Origin of the sequence: Rothia mucilaginosa, from assembly GCF_964210535.1 — a bacterium.
GTDB classification, from domain to species: Bacteria; Actinomycetota; Actinomycetes; order Actinomycetales; family Micrococcaceae; genus Rothia; species Rothia mucilaginosa_F.
On the sequence record NZ_CAXOMR010000008.1, the window covers coordinates 37630 to 57002 of the forward strand.

The 19373-nt window shown below is 61.8% G+C and carries 14 protein-coding genes; 11 read left to right on the forward strand and 3 right to left on the reverse strand.

Translation table 11 applies throughout. The features are described 5' to 3' along the window. The first annotated feature begins 172 nt into the window (after window positions 1–172). Together AB8C10_RS04190 and AB8C10_RS04195 are read left to right on the forward strand one after the other, a co-directional pair. Window positions 173–832, forward strand: a complete 660-nt coding sequence (locus tag AB8C10_RS04190; RefSeq protein ID WP_368866939.1) for a hypothetical protein — start codon at window positions 173–175, stop codon at window positions 830–832. Between the two features lie 89 nt (window positions 833–921). Next, window positions 922–1614 carry a hypothetical protein gene (locus AB8C10_RS04195; protein ID WP_368866940.1) on the forward strand — a complete coding sequence of 231 codons (693 nt, stop codon included), beginning with the start codon at window positions 922–924 and terminating at the stop codon, window positions 1612–1614. A 119-nt stretch (window positions 1615–1733) separates the two neighbouring features. Here AB8C10_RS04195 and AB8C10_RS04200 read toward each other — a convergent pair whose 3' ends face one another. After that, window positions 1734–4757, reverse strand: a complete 3024-nt coding sequence (locus AB8C10_RS04200; protein WP_368866941.1) for a choice-of-anchor M domain-containing protein — start codon at window positions 4755–4757, stop codon at window positions 1734–1736. A 274-nt stretch (window positions 4758–5031) separates the two neighbouring features. Between AB8C10_RS04200 and AB8C10_RS04205 the strand changes: the two genes are divergently transcribed. The 6 genes from AB8C10_RS04205 to AB8C10_RS04230 all read left to right on the forward strand — a co-directional run bounded on the left by AB8C10_RS04205 (window position 5032) and on the right by AB8C10_RS04230 (window position 13400). Then, window positions 5032–7380, forward strand: a complete 2349-nt coding sequence (locus AB8C10_RS04205; RefSeq protein ID WP_368866942.1) for a TIGR03773 family transporter-associated surface protein — start codon at window positions 5032–5034, stop codon at window positions 7378–7380. Further along, on the forward strand, window positions 7367–9112 hold the full coding sequence (locus tag AB8C10_RS04210) for an anchored repeat ABC transporter, substrate-binding protein (RefSeq protein WP_368866943.1): 1746 nt from the start codon (window positions 7367–7369) through the stop codon (window positions 9110–9112). Before AB8C10_RS04205 ends, AB8C10_RS04210 begins: the two co-directional genes overlap by 14 nt. Before the next feature lie 93 nt (window positions 9113–9205). Beyond that, window positions 9206–10300: a TIGR03773 family transporter-associated surface protein gene (locus AB8C10_RS04215; protein ID WP_368866944.1), complete on the forward strand. Its 1095-nt coding sequence runs from the start codon at window positions 9206–9208 to the stop codon at window positions 10298–10300. After that, window positions 10297–11181, forward strand: coding sequence for a metal ABC transporter ATP-binding protein (locus AB8C10_RS04220; RefSeq protein ID WP_368866945.1), 885 nt, complete (start codon window positions 10297–10299; stop codon window positions 11179–11181). The genes AB8C10_RS04215 and AB8C10_RS04220 overlap by 4 nt, the downstream gene beginning before the upstream one ends. Further along, the gene (locus AB8C10_RS04225) at window positions 11178–12032 is read left to right on the forward strand and encodes an anchored repeat-type ABC transporter permease subunit (protein WP_368866946.1); all 855 of its coding nucleotides are present in this window, start codon (window positions 11178–11180) and stop codon (window positions 12030–12032) included. The genes AB8C10_RS04220 and AB8C10_RS04225 overlap by 4 nt, the downstream gene beginning before the upstream one ends. 297 nt (window positions 12033–12329) lie before the next feature. Continuing rightward, window positions 12330–13400 carry an alcohol dehydrogenase catalytic domain-containing protein gene (locus tag AB8C10_RS04230; protein WP_368866947.1) on the forward strand — a complete coding sequence of 357 codons (1071 nt, stop codon included), beginning with the start codon at window positions 12330–12332 and terminating at the stop codon, window positions 13398–13400. A gap of 492 nt (window positions 13401–13892) precedes the next feature. Here AB8C10_RS04230 and AB8C10_RS04235 read toward each other — a convergent pair whose 3' ends face one another. Then, window positions 13893–15260: a CoA-disulfide reductase gene (locus AB8C10_RS04235; RefSeq protein WP_368866948.1), complete on the reverse strand. Its 1368-nt coding sequence runs from the start codon at window positions 15258–15260 to the stop codon at window positions 13893–13895. A gap of 192 nt (window positions 15261–15452) precedes the next feature. Next, a complete protein-coding gene (locus AB8C10_RS04240) occupies window positions 15453–17018 on the reverse strand; it encodes an MFS transporter (RefSeq protein WP_368866949.1) in 1566 nt (521 codons plus the stop codon). Between the two features lie 210 nt (window positions 17019–17228). Between AB8C10_RS04240 and AB8C10_RS04245 the strand changes: the two genes are divergently transcribed. The 3 genes from AB8C10_RS04245 to AB8C10_RS04255 all read left to right on the forward strand — a co-directional run bounded on the left by AB8C10_RS04245 (window position 17229) and on the right by AB8C10_RS04255 (window position 19323). Beyond that, window positions 17229–17807 carry a TetR/AcrR family transcriptional regulator gene (locus AB8C10_RS04245; protein WP_298490003.1) on the forward strand — a complete coding sequence of 193 codons (579 nt, stop codon included), beginning with the start codon at window positions 17229–17231 and terminating at the stop codon, window positions 17805–17807. 136 nt (window positions 17808–17943) lie between these two features. Beyond that, on the forward strand, window positions 17944–18264 hold the full coding sequence (locus tag AB8C10_RS04250; protein ID WP_049333773.1) for a putative quinol monooxygenase: 321 nt from the start codon (window positions 17944–17946) through the stop codon (window positions 18262–18264). A gap of 246 nt (window positions 18265–18510) precedes the next feature. Next, entirely contained in the window at window positions 18511–19323 is an 813-nt protein-coding gene (locus AB8C10_RS04255; RefSeq protein WP_049341969.1) for an NUDIX hydrolase, read from the forward strand. The last annotated feature ends 50 nt before the right edge of the window (window positions 19324–19373 follow it).

A 19373-nucleotide genomic window follows, 5' to 3' on the forward strand; every position in this document is an offset into this window, starting at 1 on the left:
AAAGCTCCCGGGGATGCGCGGCTCACCCCCCGCGCTGCCCCGGGGCTTTCGGGGCTCATGCGCCCCTCAGTGCCCTAAGAACTCGGTACCCTCAGCACGTAGGCACCGCCGCCTAGTTTGGGTGGGGTGCGTGCTCTTCCTATTCACCAACCACACGAAACGAGAACCCACCATGCGCACTTTCCTGATTATCTTTTGGGGTATCTTCGCTGCGCTCACAACAGTTGCGACATTTTATGTCATCATCAATTACGAGGTGCAACGCTGGAAAGATAAACAACGGCTACGTGAGGGTATTTATATCCGACGGGTTACTCGGCTCGAAGCTTTATGCCTGATATTTGTTCCCGTCCCGTCCGTGCTAATGGCTTTCTTACATGTTTATGTTGAAGAAGAATTCGGCACAGGCAATGAAATACTCTACCTATGCTTGTCACTTGCAGTCCTTCCGCTGTTGCGGTACGTGCATGTTGCCTACGTGAAGACCTCCGCCGAGGGCATCGAGCAGCGCATCTGGTTCTCCAAGCCGACCCGCTACCCCTTCAACGCGATCAACCGCGTCGTGTTCTACAAAGCAGCAAAATATGAAGACGAGGACATGGTGGGGTTCTACGCTAAGTCAGGCACCCAGATTGCCCTGTTTAGCCCGTTGCCTCATAAAAATTACCGGCTCCTGGCGATTGTGCGTTTCAGGATTGAGCAAGAACGTTGGCCTGATATGGATAGTCCGGATGATGTGGCTCAGGTGGACCGTTTGGATTGTGCCGCGAAGACGATGCGCTACTTTGAAAATTTGGGGAAGGTTACTGGCCTTGCCGACGTCGACATGTAGCCCTCCCAATAAGCGCCGGCTACCCCCTGCATCCAAAGAGCCGCAACCGGCACGAACACCACCAACACCGTGAAAGAGGAGCACGCATCATGCACACCTTTTTCCTCCTGCTCTGGGGCACCTGCACCCTCGCATCAATTATCGGCGCCATCCTTGTCGTTGTCCTGCATAATAGGCACCTGTGCCAGGACATGCAGCTACGCGACGAAGGCATCTACATTACGCGCGCGCCCCGCCGTGAAGCACTCATATGCCTTCTCACGCCCATATTCCCGGCAGGTTTCTTCGCGCTCTACCTCTACACGCAGGTAGAGCTCGGTATCCTCTTCAACCTGCTGGCATTCATCCCGATGCTCTTTTTCCCCTACCACTTTCTGCACGTTCACCTGGTGTACACGAAAATCACGCCCGACACGGTGGAGCAGAAGCTCTCACCGTTCGCCACCGTGACCTCCTACCCGATTAGGGCTATCGACCAGGTTTTCTACTTCCAAGGTGAGGCAGAGGAAGAATTGGAATGGGCTGGGGTAGGGACCGACAGCGCCACCTTCTACACCAAGAAAGGCAAGGAAATTGCCAAGCTAGACCCCGTTGGCAAGAACCACCGGCTGCTGGCAATCGTACGGTTCCGGCTCGAGTTTGAGCGCTGGCCTGACCTGCGGGACCCGCAGGATCTGGCGTATGTTGATACGTGGGATAGCCGCGAGTGGACGCAGCCCCTGTTCAGGAAGCTGTACAGAAGGCGCAACAAAATCACCGGCCTAGCGGACATCAAGATGTAGCGCCGCACGGCGTTAGCCCCGAGCCCCGAGAACCAAGCACAGGAAAGCCCCCGCGGCCGAGAGTCATCCTCTCAGCCGCGGGGGCTTCACCGTATCAGCGCATCCTCACGCAGCGAACGTTAGGAGGCGCGGCGGCGGGAACGCAGCACCATCACAGTACCCGCACCCAACACCAGCGCACCGCCCACAGCCACAGACACCGCACCAAAACCAGTACGCGCCAGGCCGCCCTGCTGGGCACCACCAGACGAAGCAGACACACCGGGCTGACCCATGGAGCCGCCACCGGAACCGCCGCCGGAAACACCACCCGGGTACACGCCGCCAGCAGAACCATCAGCCGAGCCATCAGCCGAGCCCTGCGCGTTCACGTCACCGGCAGCACCAGAAGCACCAGCCTGACCGGACTGACCAGCCTGCGCGGTACCAGACTGTGCGGAGCCGGGCTGGTTAGCACCAGCGGTACCGCCCGGGGTTGCCGAATCCACACGGCGCACACCACTAAAGTCGTCCTTAGCCGCATTCGGGTCCTTCGGCACGGCAGTCTCAAACGAGCACGCATCCGACGCCTTCTTACCCACAGCAACCGCAAGCTGCTGCACCGGGCTGTTCACCTCAGTACCATCAGCCAGAGTCGCAGAATAGTGCACATCAAACATGTACTGGCCGGGCTCAGAGAACACCCAGTTCGCGTGTGCGTGCGTCGCGTAATCAATGTCGATCGTGGTCTTGCCGGTCGTCGAATCCAGCAGCACATCCGCACCGTTCAGCGACTCAGTGAACATGCCGAAGCGCGCACCCTCAGGCATGACCTTCGGCACCACGTGCAGGCGCACGGGGCCGCGCAGCTGCGAGTAGTCAATGTCCTGCGTGTTGTAGCCGGGCCAGGGCAGGCCGCTCTGCTGGGTCTGCGGCAGGCCGTAGAAGGCGGTACCGACCGGACCCATGAAGTTCAGCTTCTCATCAGCCATACGTTCGGTGCGTACACGGCGGGCGTTCTCACTGACGGTCCACACGACCGAATCGAGCGGGCGCACGGTCGAATCAGCGTCAATGATGCCGCTGTCATCGCGCAGACCCACGGACAGCTGGCGGTCCTTCAAGGTCGCCTGGATGTCCAGGTGGCCGTGCGAAATCTTGGTGCGGCCGTCAATCTTGCCGGGCACGCACTGGTGGCCGGGGGTTCCGGGGGTGGACGGCTGCGCAGACGGTGCCGGGCTAGTCGGAGCAGGTGCGCTCGGGGTCGGGTTCGCGGGCGCGGGGCTAGACGGCGCCGGAGTCGTCGGAGCCGGAGTGGAGGGTGCCGGAGCAGGCACGCTCGGCTCTGCGGAGGCGGTCGGCACCGCAGGCACGGTCGGAACCTCGGTGGGGGACACCGACGGAACGGTGCTGGGCTCAGCAGTCGGAGCCTCGGAAGGAGCCTCGCTCGGCTCAGCAGAAGGCTCGGCAGAGGGCGCGACGGTAGGCTCAGCACTCGGCGACGGATCCACCGGAGCAGGCTTCGGCGCATCGCTAATGGGTGCGCTATCGGGAGCCAACGCACCGTGCGCAGTGTACTTGGTGCCCGGCTCGTAGTTCGCCGCAACCTCAGTGGTGGAGGCGGAAGCGTTCATGTCCGGGTGGGTCAGCATCTTCACGCGCAGAGCCGTGCCCTTGTAGAACGACTCGTCACGGAAGGTAAAGCGCGCCACGCCATCCTCAACGGAGCCTTCCAGGTCGAGGTACGGGTAGACCGGGTCATCCTGGGCATAGAAGCCGCCGCGCATGAAGCCGCGCACCTTCGGGTCCTTGAAGCGGACCTCAACGGTGCTGAAGCCATTGCCGTTCGGGGTGACGGTCACGTCGTAGTCCATGCTGGTCGGCGTGTACTGCTGGGTGCTGAGTACGGTGTTCGCCTGATCCGGGATTTCTTCGGGCCAGGAGCCGTTACCGTCGTCGCTGTACACGCTCTCAGCCTTGCCGGGCTCGTAGGTGAGCTTGTGCGAGATCCAGCGGGACGCCTCCGCGCTATTCTCGTCGGAGGTGTCGGGGGTGAAGACCGCCTGCAGCTGAGAGCCTTCGCTACCGAGCATTTCAGACCAGGTGGCGGTACCGTTCACGACCGGCAGGTCAGTCAGGAAGTAGCCGTTGTTGTACAGGGTCAGGGTGCCCTTGAGGTTCTTGTTCGCGGCGGTGAAGGTGATGTCGCTGAGCTTGTCGTCGGCGTCCTTGTTCTTAGCCGGGTCGGCGTCCAGGCGGTGCGGTGCCACGGACAGCACGTACTTTGCGGCGTCCAGGTCACCGACGGGTGCCGCGTTGTAGCGGTCGACCGTGGGCACGGCGGTGGGAGTGCCGTCACCGAGCGTAGGCTGCATGCCGCCAACCTGCCAGACCAGCTTCGACGGCTTGGAGCTGATGATGCGGCCGTCGGTGGAGCGCGCCACGGTGCGGTAGGTGACCACGTAGCGGCCGGGGCGGGTGAAGGTCGTGGTGTTGTGCGTGTGGCTACCCTTGTCGAGCAGCCAGGAGTGCCAACCGTTCGAGCTGCTGGAGAGCATGCGGTACACGTCGGCGGGGGCGTCGTCCGGGTTGTAGCGGAAGAGCTCCATGCGGCCGGGGCCCTCAACGGAGAGAATGTCGGTAGCGAACACGCCGTCACGGAAACGCTCGGTGGGCACCTTCGTGGATGCGCCCAGGCCAGCCCAGATGGGGTCCTGATTGCCGTAGGTCAGGTGCGGTGCCATGTAGAGGGTCTGGCCGGGTTCGCCGAGGAACGCCAGGGAGGGCGAGTCGCCCAGGGTCATGGTGTACTGCGACTTGCCATCCCTGGTGCTGTAGCCCTTGCCGACCCAGTTAACGGTCTTGTCCAGTTCGTAGGTGTCTGCACCGGTCTTGTAGGGGTTCGCCTCGTTCATGAGGACGAAGGTGCCGTTCTGCTCGTCCCAGTATGCCTTGGGGGCGTCAACGTGGCCCTTAGTGGTGACGATTTTGCCGTCGTCGGGGCCTGCTGCGGCGGGCAGGGAGGGGGCAGCGCCGGCGAGCGCGAGCAGCGCTGCGGCGGAAAGGAATGCGGCTGCGCGGCGGAGGGCGGGCTTGCCGCCGGGGATGAAGAGTGCGGGGGTGTGTGTGGTGACCCGTCGTTGGGTCTGCTTCTGAGAGCTCATGACAACCTTTCTCATTTTTCTATTTCCTAGGGTAGCTCTTTTGCAAATAATTGTCATTTAGAACCTAAGTGAGTATAGTGATTCTCAGAAACACGTGTGCGCCGAGGCGCGCCCAAAAACGCACACCACGTACATCCACAAAGAGAAAAACACGGCAGAGCGCACCCCGGACGCAGGGGAGAAACCGGCAACAGGCCGCCGGGCCCAGCACCGGGCAAACCCCGAAAACATCGGGCAACGCGCCAGCCAACGAGCAGTCATCCAAGGAGCCACCATGCAAGGACGCACCAAACCTCTGAGCCTACTCAGCGCAACCACCCTCGGATGCACCCTCGCACTCGGGGCACCCCTCGCCCTCCCCCAGGTCGGCACCTTCACCGCCGCGCAGGCACAGGAAAACCAGGCGCAGGAAAACCAGACCGGCACCCAGGCAGGCACCGAGTCGCGCGGTTACGTCAACTACGAAGGCGACTACGTCATCGCGGGCGTACACACCGAAATGCTCAACGCATTCCTCGACGGCAACCAGTTCACCCTCGCCACCCTCGCAGACACCGGCCCCGGCCAGCAGGGACGATTCAACCCCGCCCGCACCGTCTTCCACCTGCCCGACGTCGAGGATGCACACACCAAGGTCGTAGCAGGCTACGACTACATTGCCCCCGAAGGCACCGACATCTTCTACATTCCCTCCACCCGCACCCGCGGCCTGCTCTACCCCGGTCTCGGTGCAGAAGGAATCCGCCCCGGCGCGCTCAAGGACAACACCATCAACCTTGAACTCGTGCGCAGCAGCGTACCCGAAGGCGGCCGCGCCGAGGTCTTCACCGAATCCGGCCGCGACAACCCCCGCGTCTTCAGCACCAAGGACCAGCTCGCACCGCACACCATCACCGCTGGCGGCCACGAGCACCTCAGCTGGGCATTCACCCGCGCGGGCATCTACCAGCTGACCTTCCGCGCCACCGCAACCCTTGCCGACGGCACCCCGGTCAGCTCCGAGGCAACCTACACCATCGCCGTGGGCACTAACGCTGAGGACGGCTTCAAGCTCCTGAACGCGCAGAACGCCGCAAAGGAAGCAACCAAGGAAGCCACGAGCGAGGCAACCACTACCCCCGAGGCGAGCGCCACCGCCACCGAGAGCGCCACCAGCAGCCCCAGCGCATCTACCTCCGCAAGTGCTGAGGCGAGTGCATCTGCTGAAGCGAGTGCATCCACCGGTATTCGCCGCGTGGATGGATCCGTGAACGGTCAGAATGCCGCGCAGGTGACCGACCCGAACGGCGCGAAGGTAGCGGCAAATGGTGAGCAGGCATCCCAGGGTGGATCCGGTGTAACCGCTATCAGCGGCACCGACAACACTAATAACGGCTCCGACAAGGGTGAAAACAAGGGCGGCAACTCCCGCAGCAGCGTAAAGGGCTCCAACGCCCAGAACATCAGCGCACCCAGCAACGGCGGCGGCATTACCGGCAACGGCGTGCTGTCCTCCGGTCTGCCCGGCAGCCTGAACCAGCAGTGCATCGCCACCGAGGTTCCCGCCGAAGATGCCAAGGGCTCCAAGGACAGCAAGGACTCCAAGGACGCTCAGAAGGACAACAAGCAGAGCAACCAGGCAGCCCAGGCACCGACCAGCATCCCCACCCTCGCCGTGGTCAACACCGCCGAGCACAGCGGCCGTGAAGAAGTCACCCACGGCCACTTCGACGTGGGCCCGATCCTCAACGGCGGCAACCTCACCAGCAGCGTGAAGGACGACCGCACCAGCCCCGCCCGCCACGTCTCCCCCGGCGCCCTCGAGTTCGTGCTCAATGACGCCGCGAAGATCAACCTGCCCGCAGGCATGGAGAACATCGCCCCGGCGGGCACCCCCGTGCACATGATCGGTGCAACCCAGCAGCAGGGCGTGCCCTGGCTCGGCTGGAGCACCCAGGACCCCGAACTGCTCAAGCAGCTCGACGGCCCCGTCACCATGAGCCTCAACGGTTTTGAGGGCCCCGGCACTATGTCCACCTTCCTCTCCGGTAACTTCGGTTCCGCCGGTCAGCAGGTCTTCGATTCGCGTAGCGGCGGCTCCTTCCAGGTGCCCGCAAACACCCACCAGCACAGCAACTGGGTGTTCACCGCCGAGGGCCGCTACACCGTGACCATCGGCTGGACTGCGCGTCTGAAGAACGGCCAGCAGGTCAGCAGCGAATCGGTTCTGCACTTCACCGTCGGCAACCCCGATAACGCCCCGGCAAGCAACAACGCGCAGGGTGCGGCGGGTGCCAAGCAGGACGGCGGCAACGCTAACAGCGCTAACGGCGCCAACAACGGCGGCGAGAAGAGCACCGCAAAGAACCCCGTCAACGGCACCGTAGACGAAGCCACCGGCATCGTCACCAAGCCCGACGGATCCAAGGTGCGCATCGTCGGTAAGACCGCCTCCGGTGAGGATTGCGCCCTGACCAGCCAGGAACTCGCCAACGCCCAGAAGGCAGCCGCGGCGGGTAAGCTGCCGAACACCGGTGTGGTCATCGACCCGTTCATGGTCAGCACCTCCATTCTGGCGCTGGCACTCGGTGCCATGATTCTGCGTTCGGCACGCCGAAAGGGCCGCAGCGGTGACACCGCATAGCGGACATACCGGCGCGCAAGCATATAGTCGGCGTACCGCCCTCACCCTCGCCTCCCGCATTGCGGTGGGTGCGGGGGTGGGGGCTGGTGCCTTCGCACTGAGCGGATGCGCCAGCACCGTGAACGCTTCCTCCGACCGGATGCGCGTGGTCGCCACGACCCCGATTCTGGCGGACTTGGCGCAGCAGATTGCAGGAGAGCGCGCCAGCGTGCACTCCCTGGTGCCCGCCGGTGCTGACCCGCACTCGTATGAGCCGAGCCTGCGCGATATCCGCGATGTCGCCTACGCACGCTGCGCCCTGACGAACGGTCTGCTGCTGGAGCAGCGTAAGCTCAGCAAAATGGTTGAGGCGAACCTGCCCGCAGGCGTTGTGTCCGTGGCGGTTGCGGAGAAGATTGAGCAGTACGGCGGCAAGCTGGAAGCCATTGTTGAGGATGCCTCCCTAGACTCCATCTGGCTGGGTTTGCGTGTTGAAGAGGGCGGGCAGAACGAATCTGCCCCCGCCAACTCTTCGGATGCAGGCATGCGCTTTGAGGTGCACAGCGTGCGGGCGCGCACCTCTACCGATTCGTCGAATGCGCAGTTGGCGGCGTTCATTACGCAGACCTTCGGTGCGGTGGAGATGCTGTGCGATTCGCATGCGCGCGGCGTGAACCTCACCCGTGAGGGGGACACCGCGATCCGTACCGGCGATATGGGTTCGCTGGAGCTTCCGTTGCAGGCGCATACGCACCTGTCGTGGGCGTTTAGTGATGCCGGCGAGTACGCCATTGAGCTGAGCGCCACCGCGGTCAATGCGCCGGAGTCGGTGCGTTCTTCGCGCGGCACCCTGTACTGCGCGGTTGGTCGTGACCCGCAACAGCTGGTGGACCGTCTGGCGAAAGAACAGAACGTTTCTGCCTCGGACATCAAGGTTCTTTCCGCAGGTCACGCCGATATTACGGCACGCACCGGCGACGGCAGGCTCGTGCTTCGCGCGGATTCCTCCCAGGGCGCCGTAGAGTACGAACTGAACCGCACCGTGGTCGCGGTTCCCTCCCGCACCCTGCAGGAGGTGCCCGCCGGCGGTAGCTACCGTTTCCTGCGGTCGGGTGCTTCGGAGCATCGCGGTCAGGTGTACCTGCTGGCGCAGGCCGTTCTGGGCAAGCACGTGCACGGCGAAATTGACCCGCATATTTGGCATTCGGTGCCGAACGCAAAGGCGAGCGTGCAGGTCATCCGTGACGCGCTCACCTCCGCCGACCCGGAAGGTGCGAGCGAGTATGCGACCCGCACCGAGCAGGTCATGAAGGAGCTTGACGCCCTGGACGCTCAGCTGCGTCAGGTGTACGGAGGCCTGCCGGAGTCGGCACGCAACCTGGTCACCACGCACGACGGCTACCGCTACCTGGCGAGCACCTACGGGTTGCACATTGCCGGTTTTGTGAGTGCCAGCGCCAGCGGTGAGCCGAGCATTCAGCAGCGTCAGCGCCTGCGTCGCACGGTCGAGGATTTGAAGGTTCCAGCGATTTATCTGGACAAGTCCACGGCGATGCGTTCACCGGTTCTCACGGAGCTGGCTCGGGAGGCTCAAGTGCGTACCGGGGTGCTCTATTCGGACACTCTGGATGCGCAGGCTCCTCACTACGCGCAGATGATGCTGGCGAATGCTCACACGATTGCGCTGTGCTCCGGGGCTAGTTCTGGCGGCGATTCTTCGGGTGCTAGCTGCTCGGAGGCAAGCACCTCATAACCCGGTTCTGAGCTACCCACAAGCTCATATAGCCGTATTAGCATATAGATAATCTTTCACACACCGTTTCGGTCATGATTCTAGGAAGTCCTCATGATGAACTCAACCACCCCCTCCCGTTCCTCACGTAGCCGCGCCCTGCCCGCCCTGGCTCTGGGCGCCAGCCTCATGCTCGCACTCCTGGGTGTAGCACACGCGGAGACCACCCCGGCAACCGCCGAGAGCGCTTCCGCCCAGCCGAGCGACAGCAACCTCAGCCGCGGCGAGCGCGCCCTCACCCAGACCCTGTCGGCGGAGCAGCCGGTCGCATCCGGCCGCACCGAAATTTCCGCCGGCCACGTGGATATGGGTCCGCGTTTCAATAACGGCAAGTTTGAGCTCATGCTCCACGACGACCACGGCGAAACCCCCGTCTGGCGCAGCCTGGACGAGGTCATCTACCGCGGTAGCGATAAGGCGATCCTTGAGGTGCCGAACGACCCGCGCTACTCCTTCGTGGGTGCGCCCGCCGGCTCTAAGGTGTACGTCATTCCGCAGACCGAAACTAAGGGCGTGATCTGGCCGGGTTGGAACACTCAGGATCCGCAGCTGGTGTCCAAGCTGAACCGCGGCGTGAACCTGACCCTGGAGCAGGTGAGCGGCCCCGGCACGTTCAGCCTGTATCTGGAGAACGGCAACTTCTCGGCGCCGCAGGTGCTGTGGTCCTCGACCAAGAGTGAGCCGCAGAAGCTGTGGGTTGAGAAGAACACTCACACCCACGCGAACTGGGTGTTCACCGCCCCGGGCGAGTACCTGCTGAAGGTCACCGCGAGCGCTGAGCTGTCTGACGGTTCGACCGTGACCGATACCCGCTACCTGAAGTTTGCGGTGGGTGACTCCGCGAGCGCTGATGCCCTGTACGCGATGGAGGCGCAGGCGCGCGGTTCCTCGGGCTCGGCTTCTTCTGCCTCCTCCGATACTTCCTCTAGCTCTGCTTCCCAGGCTGCCGGCACTCAGGCTTCGGGTTCTTCGTCTGCCGCCGCGGCGAGCGACCAGAAGGGTTTCCGTGCTGAGTTCACGATTTCCTGGAGTCCCATCGTTGCTGGCATCGTAGTCTTGGTGGGCGTGGGCGCGTTCATCATCTCCCGCCGCCGCCGTTCCTCCGCGCAGCGTGAGGCACTGGATGAAGTGCGCGGTGACCGTTCGTGAGCGCGTCGGTAACAGCGGGTACTGAACCCGTTCTAGAGATTTCAAACCTGTACGCGGGCTACGCGCGCCGCTCCATCCTCAAGGATCTGTCCCTGACCCTGGAGCGCGGCGAGTTTGCGGGTCTGATTGGTGCTAATGGTGCCGGTAAGACCACGCTGCTGCGCACCATTTTGGGTCTGATTCGCCCCGCCTCCGGGCAGGTTCGGGTGTTGGGCGAGTCGCCGCGTGTGGCTCGTGCGCATATTGGTTATGTGCCGCAGAAGCACCAGTTTCAGTGGGATTTTCCGCTGACCGTCAAGGACACGGTGATGACCGGTCGCGTGCGTGAGATTGGGTTCTTCCGCCGCCCGGCGAAGAAGGACTGGGTGCAGGTCTTTTCGGCGATGGAACGCACCGATGTTCTGCACCTGCAGGACGCCTCCATCGCGGAGCTTTCCGGTGGTCAGCGTCAGCGAGTGCTACTGGCACGCGCCCTGGCGGCGAACCCCTCCCTGTTGCTGCTGGATGAGCCGTTCACGGGCGTGGATGCACCCACCCAGACTACGCTGACTCGCCTGTACCGTGAGTTGGCGGACGAGGGCATCACCATTCTGATGTCTACGCACGACATGCTGGCGGCGCGCGAGTCCTGCTCGCGTCTGTGCGGTGTGCGCGGCAATATTCACCTGGACGGACCGGCGGCATCCTTTAGCCTGGAGCAGCTGCACACGTGGTTGCACGGTCACGACATTGAGGAGGCGCAGGGCCACGCCCGCACGGGCTTCACCTGTGCCGGTGGTGCGTTGGATGAGTACGGCCACGAGCTGCCGGATTCCTGCGCTTCGGTTGATTCCGCCTCCCCCGCCCACGCTGATTCTGCTTCTACCGGGGGTGCCCGTTGATTACTCCTCTCGATTTTATTGCCGACCTGTTCAACCCGTCGCTGGCGTTCCTTCCGCGCGCCCTGGCGGCGGTACTGCTCGCGTCGGTGGTCACCGGCGTGGTGGGTTGTCACGTGCTGATGCGCGGCATGGTCTTCATTGGCGATGCAGTGGCGCACTCGGTATTCCCGGGTCTTGCGGTGGCGTTCGTGTTGGGCGGCAACCTGATGGTGGGCGGCCTGACCGCGGGCGTGGTGACGGCTATTCTGGTGGCTATTTTTAGTCAGAATCAGCGGCTGCGCGAGGATTCGGTCATTGGTATTTTCTTCGCGGCGTCCTTTGCGTTGGGTATTGTGATTATTTCGTTGGCGCCGGGCTATTCGGGTTCGGTGCAGGATTTCTTGTTCGGCTCGATTGTGGGTGTTTCGAATGAGGACATTACCAACGCCGCGATTATGGGTGCCGTTATCCTGCTGGTGCTGTGGCTGTTCCACCGCCAGATTGTGACGGTCAGCCTGGACCGCGAGAGTGCCCGCGCGATGGGCCTGCCGGTGCTCGCCCTGGATATTGTGCTGTACGTTCTGGTGACCATTTCTGTGGTGCTGGGTCTGCAGACGCTCGGTAATGTGCTGGTGTTGGCGCTTCTGGTGATTCCGGCGTCGGCAGCGCGTCTGGCGTGCCGCCGACTGGGGTCGATGATGGTGTTCTCGCCGGTGTTTGGCGGTATCTGCTCGATTGTTGGCCTGTACCTGTCGTGGGCGTTTAACCTGCCGACTGGTGGCACGATTGTGCTGTCGATGGTGGCGGCTTTTGTGCTGGTGTGGGCGGTGACGGCGGTTCGTTCGCGAGCGCGTGCCCAGCTGAAGAATTAAACTCAGCTCAACCTCGACTCAATCCAACTTTCCTCGATTAAACGCACGATTAAACGCACGAGGCGCATCCCTGTTTGGGGGGGTGCGCCTCGTGCGTTTTTTACAGGTCTTAAATACCCAAAGTGAATCATGTTCATGTTTAAAGAACCAAAAGATACACTCCGCGTAATAAAAGCGCATAATTCAACACGTCGGGTTTAATGAAAATACAACCTATCAAATATTTCTTATGGGTTGATACATGTAGTGATAAAGCAGTCACTGCACCCTCATTAGAGCTTCAAAGAAGGAGTCATCATGAAGGCATATGTATACCACGGCCCCGACCAGAAGGGCGCCTGGGAGGAAGTCCCGAACCCCACCATTCTTGAGCCCACGGACGTTATCGCCCGTGTCGACACCACCACCATTTGCGGTACTGACCTGCACATCCTGAAGGGTGACTGCCCCGAGGTGGACCACGGACGCATCCTGGGCCACGAGGCTGTCGGTACCATTACCGAGGTTGGCTCCGCGGTGACTGACCTGAAGGTCGGCGACCGCATCATCATCCCCGCCGTGACCAGCTGCGGTAAGTGCTCCTACTGTAAGGCGAACCAGCCTTCGCACTGCCAGACCGTTGGTGGTGTCGGCTGGATTTTCGGTTACATGATTGACGGCACCCAGGCAGAGTACGTGCGTGTTCCCTACGCAGAGACCTCGGTCCACCTGGTTCCGGAGGGTCTGACCGATGAGGACGTCCTCTTCCTCACCGACGCACTGCCCACCGGCTTCGAGATCGGTATTCTGAACGGCAACACCAAGCCCGGCGACACCGTCGCTGTCGTGGGTGCAGGCCCCGTGGGTCTGGGCGCAATCATGACCGCTAACCTCTGCGGTGCCGGCCGCGTCATCACCATCGACTTCGACGACAACCGCATGAACAAGGCACTGGAGCTGGGTGCAACCGATAAGGTCAACGCGGGCGACCCGGACTTCATCGAGAAGATTAAGGCTCTCTCCCCCGACGGCCTGGGCGTGGACGTGGCAATTGAGGCTGTGGGTGTTCCGCAGACCTTCGAGACCTGCACCAAGATTGTTCGCCCCTACGGCAACATCGCTAACGCCGGCGTGCACGGCAAGCCCGTTGAGCTGCCCCTGAACACCATGTGGATTTCTAACGTGATCATCAACATGGGCCTGGTCAACTGCAACACCGTCGGTAACCTGCTGAACATGGTCCGCTCGGGTCGTCTGAACGCTAAGGCGATGGCAACCCACCGCTTCACGTTCGACCAGTTCGAGGAAGCCTACGACCTGTTCAGCCACGCTGCTGAGCACAACGTGGTGAAGGTTGTTATCTCCCGCGACCCCGAGGTTGCGGCATAGACTGCGGTAGGCTCATATACCGCTGATACTGAAACCCCGAACGTTTGTGAGGGATTTCGGTGGGATGTATTCAATACACTGCGAACATCCCTAGGATTCGCCTCCGGGTGGGAGAGGGTAGGTCCCACCCGGAGCGCGAATCGCCCCCCCCTACCCCGAGATGCAGTTATTTTCTGATGATGTAGACGATGCGCCAGCTCAGGGTTTTCTGTTCCCTCAGCCCCCTTTCCGGTGGGCTTGGGGGCGGTTCCTCAAGCGTGATGCACCCTCTGCCGGGCGCTCTGCCGACCCGCTTCGGCGGGTTCTTCTGCCAGGCAACCTCTACCGGTGGAGGGGCGCATCATATGACTCTTCTTGGTCGGGCGGTACCTCCGATTCTGCTCGCCCTTGAAGGGAATAGGAAAAGGGTCGTACGCTTACGGTTCAATGGCGAACTCGTAGGCTGCGACCCTTTTCTCATGCCCGGATTTTCGGCGCCCTCGGGCGGGCTATTTAGTTTTTAGGCTTCTCAGTACCGGGTTTCTCAGCGCTGCTTTTCTCATGACCGTCGGCATCGTGCGGGATGCGGGTGAACGCCTCCGTGGGGTCGTCTGCCCCAGCTGCGACGGATACCTCGACTGCGGTGGAAGGTTCGGTGGCGCTTCCGGTGACGGGCTCAGTGGGCGCATCCTCAACGGGTACTTCAGCCAGATTCTCGGCAGGTACCTCGGCAGGAGCCTCGACGGACACCTCCGCGACGATGGGCTCCTCCGAGGCGGACTCCGCAGAGGCAGGCGCCTCCGGAGCCTTCTGTGCATCCTCCGGCTTATCCTGAGCCGGCGCCTCTACAGGCTGCCCAGAAACACCCTGCTCAGTAGCTACCGGCTCACCGTGCGCGGATTCCTTCTTCGCATCCTTGTGCGCGTCCTTATGTTCGAGCGTGTAGATGATGCGCGGCTCGAGGCGCTCAAAACCGATCTTGGAACGCACCCAGTTCACGAAGCGGTCGATGCGGTCCTCGCCCTCGGTGGTTTCCACAACCCGGTAGTTGCGCGGCAGCATCACGCTGTCGCTGAGCACGCGCGGGTACTCATCAATCTCCTGAATACCCGCCATGTACATGTTCTCGCGGAACTGTTGCGCGAACTCCTGCTGGCCGAGGAACAGCTGGTCGGCGTAGGTTTTAGCCGCCAGGCGCTCGCTGTAGGCTTCCTTGGAATCGCGGGCGCCCTTCTTGGAGCCGTAAATATCCCAGAAGTAAAAGTACACGTTGTTCGCGATAATGGCAGAGATAATGCGGTTCTGCAGGTACACGAGGGAACCCACCGCAATCGCGCCAACAATCAGGAGCACCACAGCGAGCGGGGAGAGCGCAAAGTCAGACAGATTGCCGCGGTGGTTCGTGAAGAGGCCAATCAGGTAGGCGATGGTGACCACGATGATGGGCACGCCGATGAAAATCACGGCCAGCGGAACCCAAATGTACAGCAGGGCACGCAGAATCAGGCGGTAGTAGCTAATCGAGTCGCCAATGGGGATGGGCGTAGGCTTCACGGAAGAGTGCGCACGCTTCATGAGCAGGCTGAAGATACGGTTGCTGTCGATGCCAACTTTACGCAGCTTCGATTCGAGGGACGCACGTTTGAGGAAGACCCGGTAGTTTTCGAGGACGACGCGCTGGTCGGAGGTGAGCTTTTCGGGGTCGGGTAGGGCGTTGAGGTCCAAGCCGGCTTCGGTGAGGAGCTTGCTCCACAGTTCCAGTCGCGCCAGTTCGGAGGGTTTTGCCGCCGCCTGCGCCTGGTAGTTCTTGTAGGAGATGAAGATGGTGCTAGCACCAATGAGTAGCGTAATAAAGGGTGCTATCCAGTCTTTGAGTCCCATGGTGGCGTTCTTCCTTGATTGTGTGGAGCCGCTGGTTCCTCTGCGGTCGGGGCTGATGCCCGCTGTTTTACCGTACCACCGGCACCTGTGCTGAACCTTTAAATGCGCAGGTGGGTGCGTAAAAATAGCCCCACCTCCTCACGCGTAGAGCGTCAGGAGGCGAGGCTTACGTATGCGTATTAGTGCGCTGGTTTAGTGTTCAGCGGGCTTCATTTCGCGCGGCGCCTTGCGGATCATGAGGTAGCTGATAACAGCCATAACACCCATGAGCACGGCGCTGAACGCGGAGCTCAGCACCACGCCGGAGTCGAAGGCGGCGAATGCGGAGGAGAGCAGCTGGTTTGCCTGCTCACCGCCCACATGGCTTGCGACCGTCACGGCACCGCCGAGAGTTTCGTGGGCGTGGTCAGCGAGAGACTCATCCAGTCCGGAGGGTACGACCACGTTCGCGCGGTAGACGGCGGTGAGCATACCACCGATGATGACGGTACCGAGCACCGCACCCGTCTCGTAGGAGGTCTCAGAAATCGCGGATGCCGCACCCGCCTTACGCGGCGGCACGCTGGAGAGCATCAGGTCGTTCGAGATGGTCTGCGCAATACCGATGCCGGTACCGAGCACAATGAAGATTAGGATAATGACCACGTCGCTGTGCGCACCCAGGAAGGCGAGCACCGCAAACGCGACAGCATTGAGCGCCAGGCCGAAGGACACCACCTGCGCCGGGTGGAAGTGCACCGCCACGCGCGCAATCACCAGACCGGCGATAATGGTCGCCAGGGTGCCGGGAATCAGCAGCATACCGGCGTACATGGGCGGCAGGCCGGAGACCAGCTGCAGGTGCTGGGAGGCGAAGTAGATGAAGCCAACGTCCACCATCATGGAGATGAGGTTTGCGGTAATCGCACCGGTGAACACGGTGTTGCGGAAGAGGCGCACATCCAGCATGGGCTGAATATCGTTCTTCTCGCGGTTGAGCTGACGCAGTACGAACAGGACGATAAAGCACAGACCGGCAAGGATGGTGCTAATAGCCACCGCGTCGAAACCGGCTTCGGAGGTGTGGGTCAGACCGAAGGTAATACCGGTCATGCCGACCATGATCAGCAGGATGCTCAGCGGGTCCACCGGGCTGGGGTTCGGGTCCTTCGACTCGGGCACCATGATCGGGGCAAGAATCAGCAGAGGAATCAGAATCGGCACAGCCAGCAGGAACACCGAACCCCAGTCGAAGTGCTCCAGCAGGAAGCCACCCACAATCGGGCCCAGCGCCGCACCGGCGGAGAAGCCCGAAGCCCATACGGCAATAGCGATGCGGCGCTCGGTCGCGTCCACAAAGATATTGCGAATAATCGACAGGGTTGCCGGCATGAGCATCGCACCAAAAATACCGAGCAGGGCACGGGCAACCACGAGCATCAGCGCGGAGGGCGCGAACGCCGCGAGCGCAGAAATCGCCGCGAAGCCGGTCGAACCGATGAGCAGTAGCTTGCGGCGGCCGATGCGGTCACCGATAGCACCCATGGGCACGAGCAGGGCGGAGAGCACCAGGGGGTAGGCATCAACGATCCACAACTGTTCCGCGGAGGAGGGGCTCAGCGCCTTAGCGATTGCGGGCACAGCGAAGGCGAGCACGGTGTTGTCGATGGAGACCAGGAGCACCGGGAGCATGAGCACGCCGAGTGCCGCCCAGCGCTTGGTCTTCTGGTCGGGGGCGTGAATGGGCAGAGCCGTGGTGTGCGGGTTGTGATTCGTCATGGGTTGTTTTCGTGCGTCTATGGGGTTTCGGCCGATGCGGCGGACGCGGCGGCATCAGCTCGGCCTGTCTTTTGGGCTAGGTCTTTTAGTAGGTCTTTTAGTGAGGTTTTCGGGGCTTACCCGGAGTTTTTAGGGGTCCGGGTGGGTCCACAAACGAAGATTAACTATACCAACTGGACGGTATAGTTTCAAGCGGTTAAACTGGTACACATGACCACCCCCAACCACCGAAAACAACGCGCCAACAACTCCCGCGAACACATCCTCGACACCTACGTCGACCTGCTGATTCGCTCGGGAGAACGCGCCGCAACCCTCGACGCCGTCGCCACCGCCGCCAAGGTTTCCAAGGGCGGGCTACTCTACCACTTCTCATCCAAGAAGGCGCTCCTTGAAGCGCTCGCAGAACGTACCCTCACCCTGGCTGAAGAGGACTTCGCGGCAATGGAGCAGGCACCCGAGGGGGCAAGCGCCTACTACATCAATTCCTCCACGCCGGATAACACCCCGTTCGACCGTGCCCTCATTGCCCTCAGCCGCCTGGCGCAGAACAATAATGAGCTCGCCCAGCAGACCATGAGTCGCGTACAGGATGGCTGGCATGCGCTCGTCCTCGCCGAGCTGGGTGATGAACAGATTGCCCGCACCGTGCTGCTTCTGGGTGACGGCATGTACTACAACGCGGCATTCGGAGGCGACTCCGCCAGCCCGCAGAGGGCTGCAGCCATCGCGGCAGACCGTGCGGCACTCGAACGCGCCCTGCAGGTTCTCAAGGCGGCGGCTCGTTAAACCACAAAAGCCACCCGATACAGCGCTTAAAGCCACAAGCTAAAACCGCTGCCTCAAACCCTATTCTTCAGCGCCGGCGAGCACCCGGGGCTTAAACTGGAAGCGTACGTATCTACTCTTCAACCAAGGAGTTCCGATGATTTTCATTGCTGTAAAGTTCCCCGTCAAGCCCGAATACGCTGACCAGTGGATTGAGAAGACCCGCGCTTTCACCGAGGCAACCCGCGCCGAGGAAGGCAATAAGTTCTTCGAGTGGTCCCGCAGCGTTGAGGATCCGAACGAGTTCGTTCTACTCGAGGCTTTCAACGACGACGCAGCTGGCCCGCACGTGAACTCTGACCACTTCCAGCAGGCGATGAAGGACATGCGTCCGCTGCTGACTGCAACCCCGAAGATTATTTCTCGCCTGATCGACGGCGACGACTGGGAAGCAATGGGCGAGCTGCAGATCGACTAGTCTGCACCCCCGACATGCACCCTAGAATTGCATAGTTAGACTCTGGGCGCCTCTTCTGCCTGTTCTATTGGACAGATAGGAGGGGCGCTTTGGTGTGTCCGGTACCTGAACTTTTCCCCTTGACACGACGCGGATGGTACCGGTTTTCGACTCAGTGGGTGCCTTGCGTGCATTTTTACCCTATTAACCCCTTAAAATGGGTAGAGTATGCACACCTATCGATACCCATTCGCACAGGAGGTCTGAATGAGCATCGCATCCCAGCCTCTTCCCGGCGCAGTCGCCGTCGAAGAGCACAACGACGTGGACCACACCTCTGTATCCCTCGCCGTCTCGACCGTTATTCTGGCACTGCGCCCCAAGGAAAACGAAACCCACCCTACCCTGTGGCTGCCGCTGGTTCGCCGCCTCCGCGAGCCTTATAAGGGCCAGTGGGCGCTTCCTGGCGGTCCGCTCAACCCGAATCTTTCCCTCGAAGAGGCAGCCGCTTCGACCCTGAAGCGCGCAACTAACCTGCAGCCCGGCTACCTGGAGCAGCTCTACGCATTCGGTGACGTTCTGCGCACCCCCGAGGCGCGCGCCGCCCGCGTTGTGGGCGAGCCCGACCCGGCACCCGGCACTGATCACGAGCGCGTGGTTTCCGTGGTGTACTGGGCGTCGATTCCCGCCACCGAGGTCGCGAACACTCGCGTGCACGAGAACATCCGCTGGTTCCCGGTGGATGAGCTGCCCGAGCTCGCCTTCGACCACAACGAAATCATTGAGTACGCGCTCTACCGCCTACAGAACAAGGTCGAGTACTCGCGTATTGCGCACTCTTTCTTGGGCGAGGAGTTCACCCTGGCGCAGCTGCGTGAGGTGTACGAGGCGATTCTGGGTCGCACCCTGGATCCGGCGAACTTCCGCCGCCAGATTGCGGCATCGAAGTCGATTATTGACACCGGCCGCCGCGTGGAGGGCACCCGTCACCGCCCGCCGCGCCTGTACCGTTACAACGACGCTCAGGCGTACGCGGATGCGGGCCCGCTGGGCATGTACCGTGAGCGCCACGAGGCGTAATAGCGTTTCGCGCGTTGTACGCGCGCAGATTTAACGCCTAAGATTTAATG

Bases quoted from the DNA above. Each gene is read 5' to 3' on its own strand.
- AB8C10_RS04190 (WP_368866939.1), top strand. From the start codon at position 173: ATGCGCACTTTCCTGATTATCTTTTGGGGTATCTTCGCTGCGCTCACA.
- AB8C10_RS04195 (WP_368866940.1), top strand. From the start codon at position 922: ATGCACACCTTTTTCCTCCTGCTCTGGGGCACCTGCACCCTCGCATCA.
- AB8C10_RS04200 (WP_368866941.1), bottom strand. From the start codon at position 4,757: ATGAGCTCTCAGAAGCAGACCCAACGACGGGTCACCACACACACCCCC.
- AB8C10_RS04205 (WP_368866942.1), top strand. From the start codon at position 5,032: ATGCAAGGACGCACCAAACCTCTGAGCCTACTCAGCGCAACCACCCTC.
- AB8C10_RS04215 (WP_368866944.1), top strand. From the start codon at position 9,206: ATGATGAACTCAACCACCCCCTCCCGTTCCTCACGTAGCCGCGCCCTG.
- AB8C10_RS04230 (WP_368866947.1), top strand. From the start codon at position 12,330: ATGAAGGCATATGTATACCACGGCCCCGACCAGAAGGGCGCCTGGGAG.
- AB8C10_RS04235 (WP_368866948.1), bottom strand. From the start codon at position 15,260: ATGGGACTCAAAGACTGGATAGCACCCTTTATTACGCTACTCATTGGT.
- AB8C10_RS04240 (WP_368866949.1), bottom strand. From the start codon at position 17,018: ATGACGAATCACAACCCGCACACCACGGCTCTGCCCATTCACGCCCCC.
- AB8C10_RS04245 (WP_298490003.1), top strand. From the start codon at position 17,229: ATGACCACCCCCAACCACCGAAAACAACGCGCCAACAACTCCCGCGAA.
- AB8C10_RS04250 (WP_049333773.1), top strand. From the start codon at position 17,944: ATGATTTTCATTGCTGTAAAGTTCCCCGTCAAGCCCGAATACGCTGAC.
- AB8C10_RS04255 (WP_049341969.1), top strand. From the start codon at position 18,511: ATGAGCATCGCATCCCAGCCTCTTCCCGGCGCAGTCGCCGTCGAAGAG.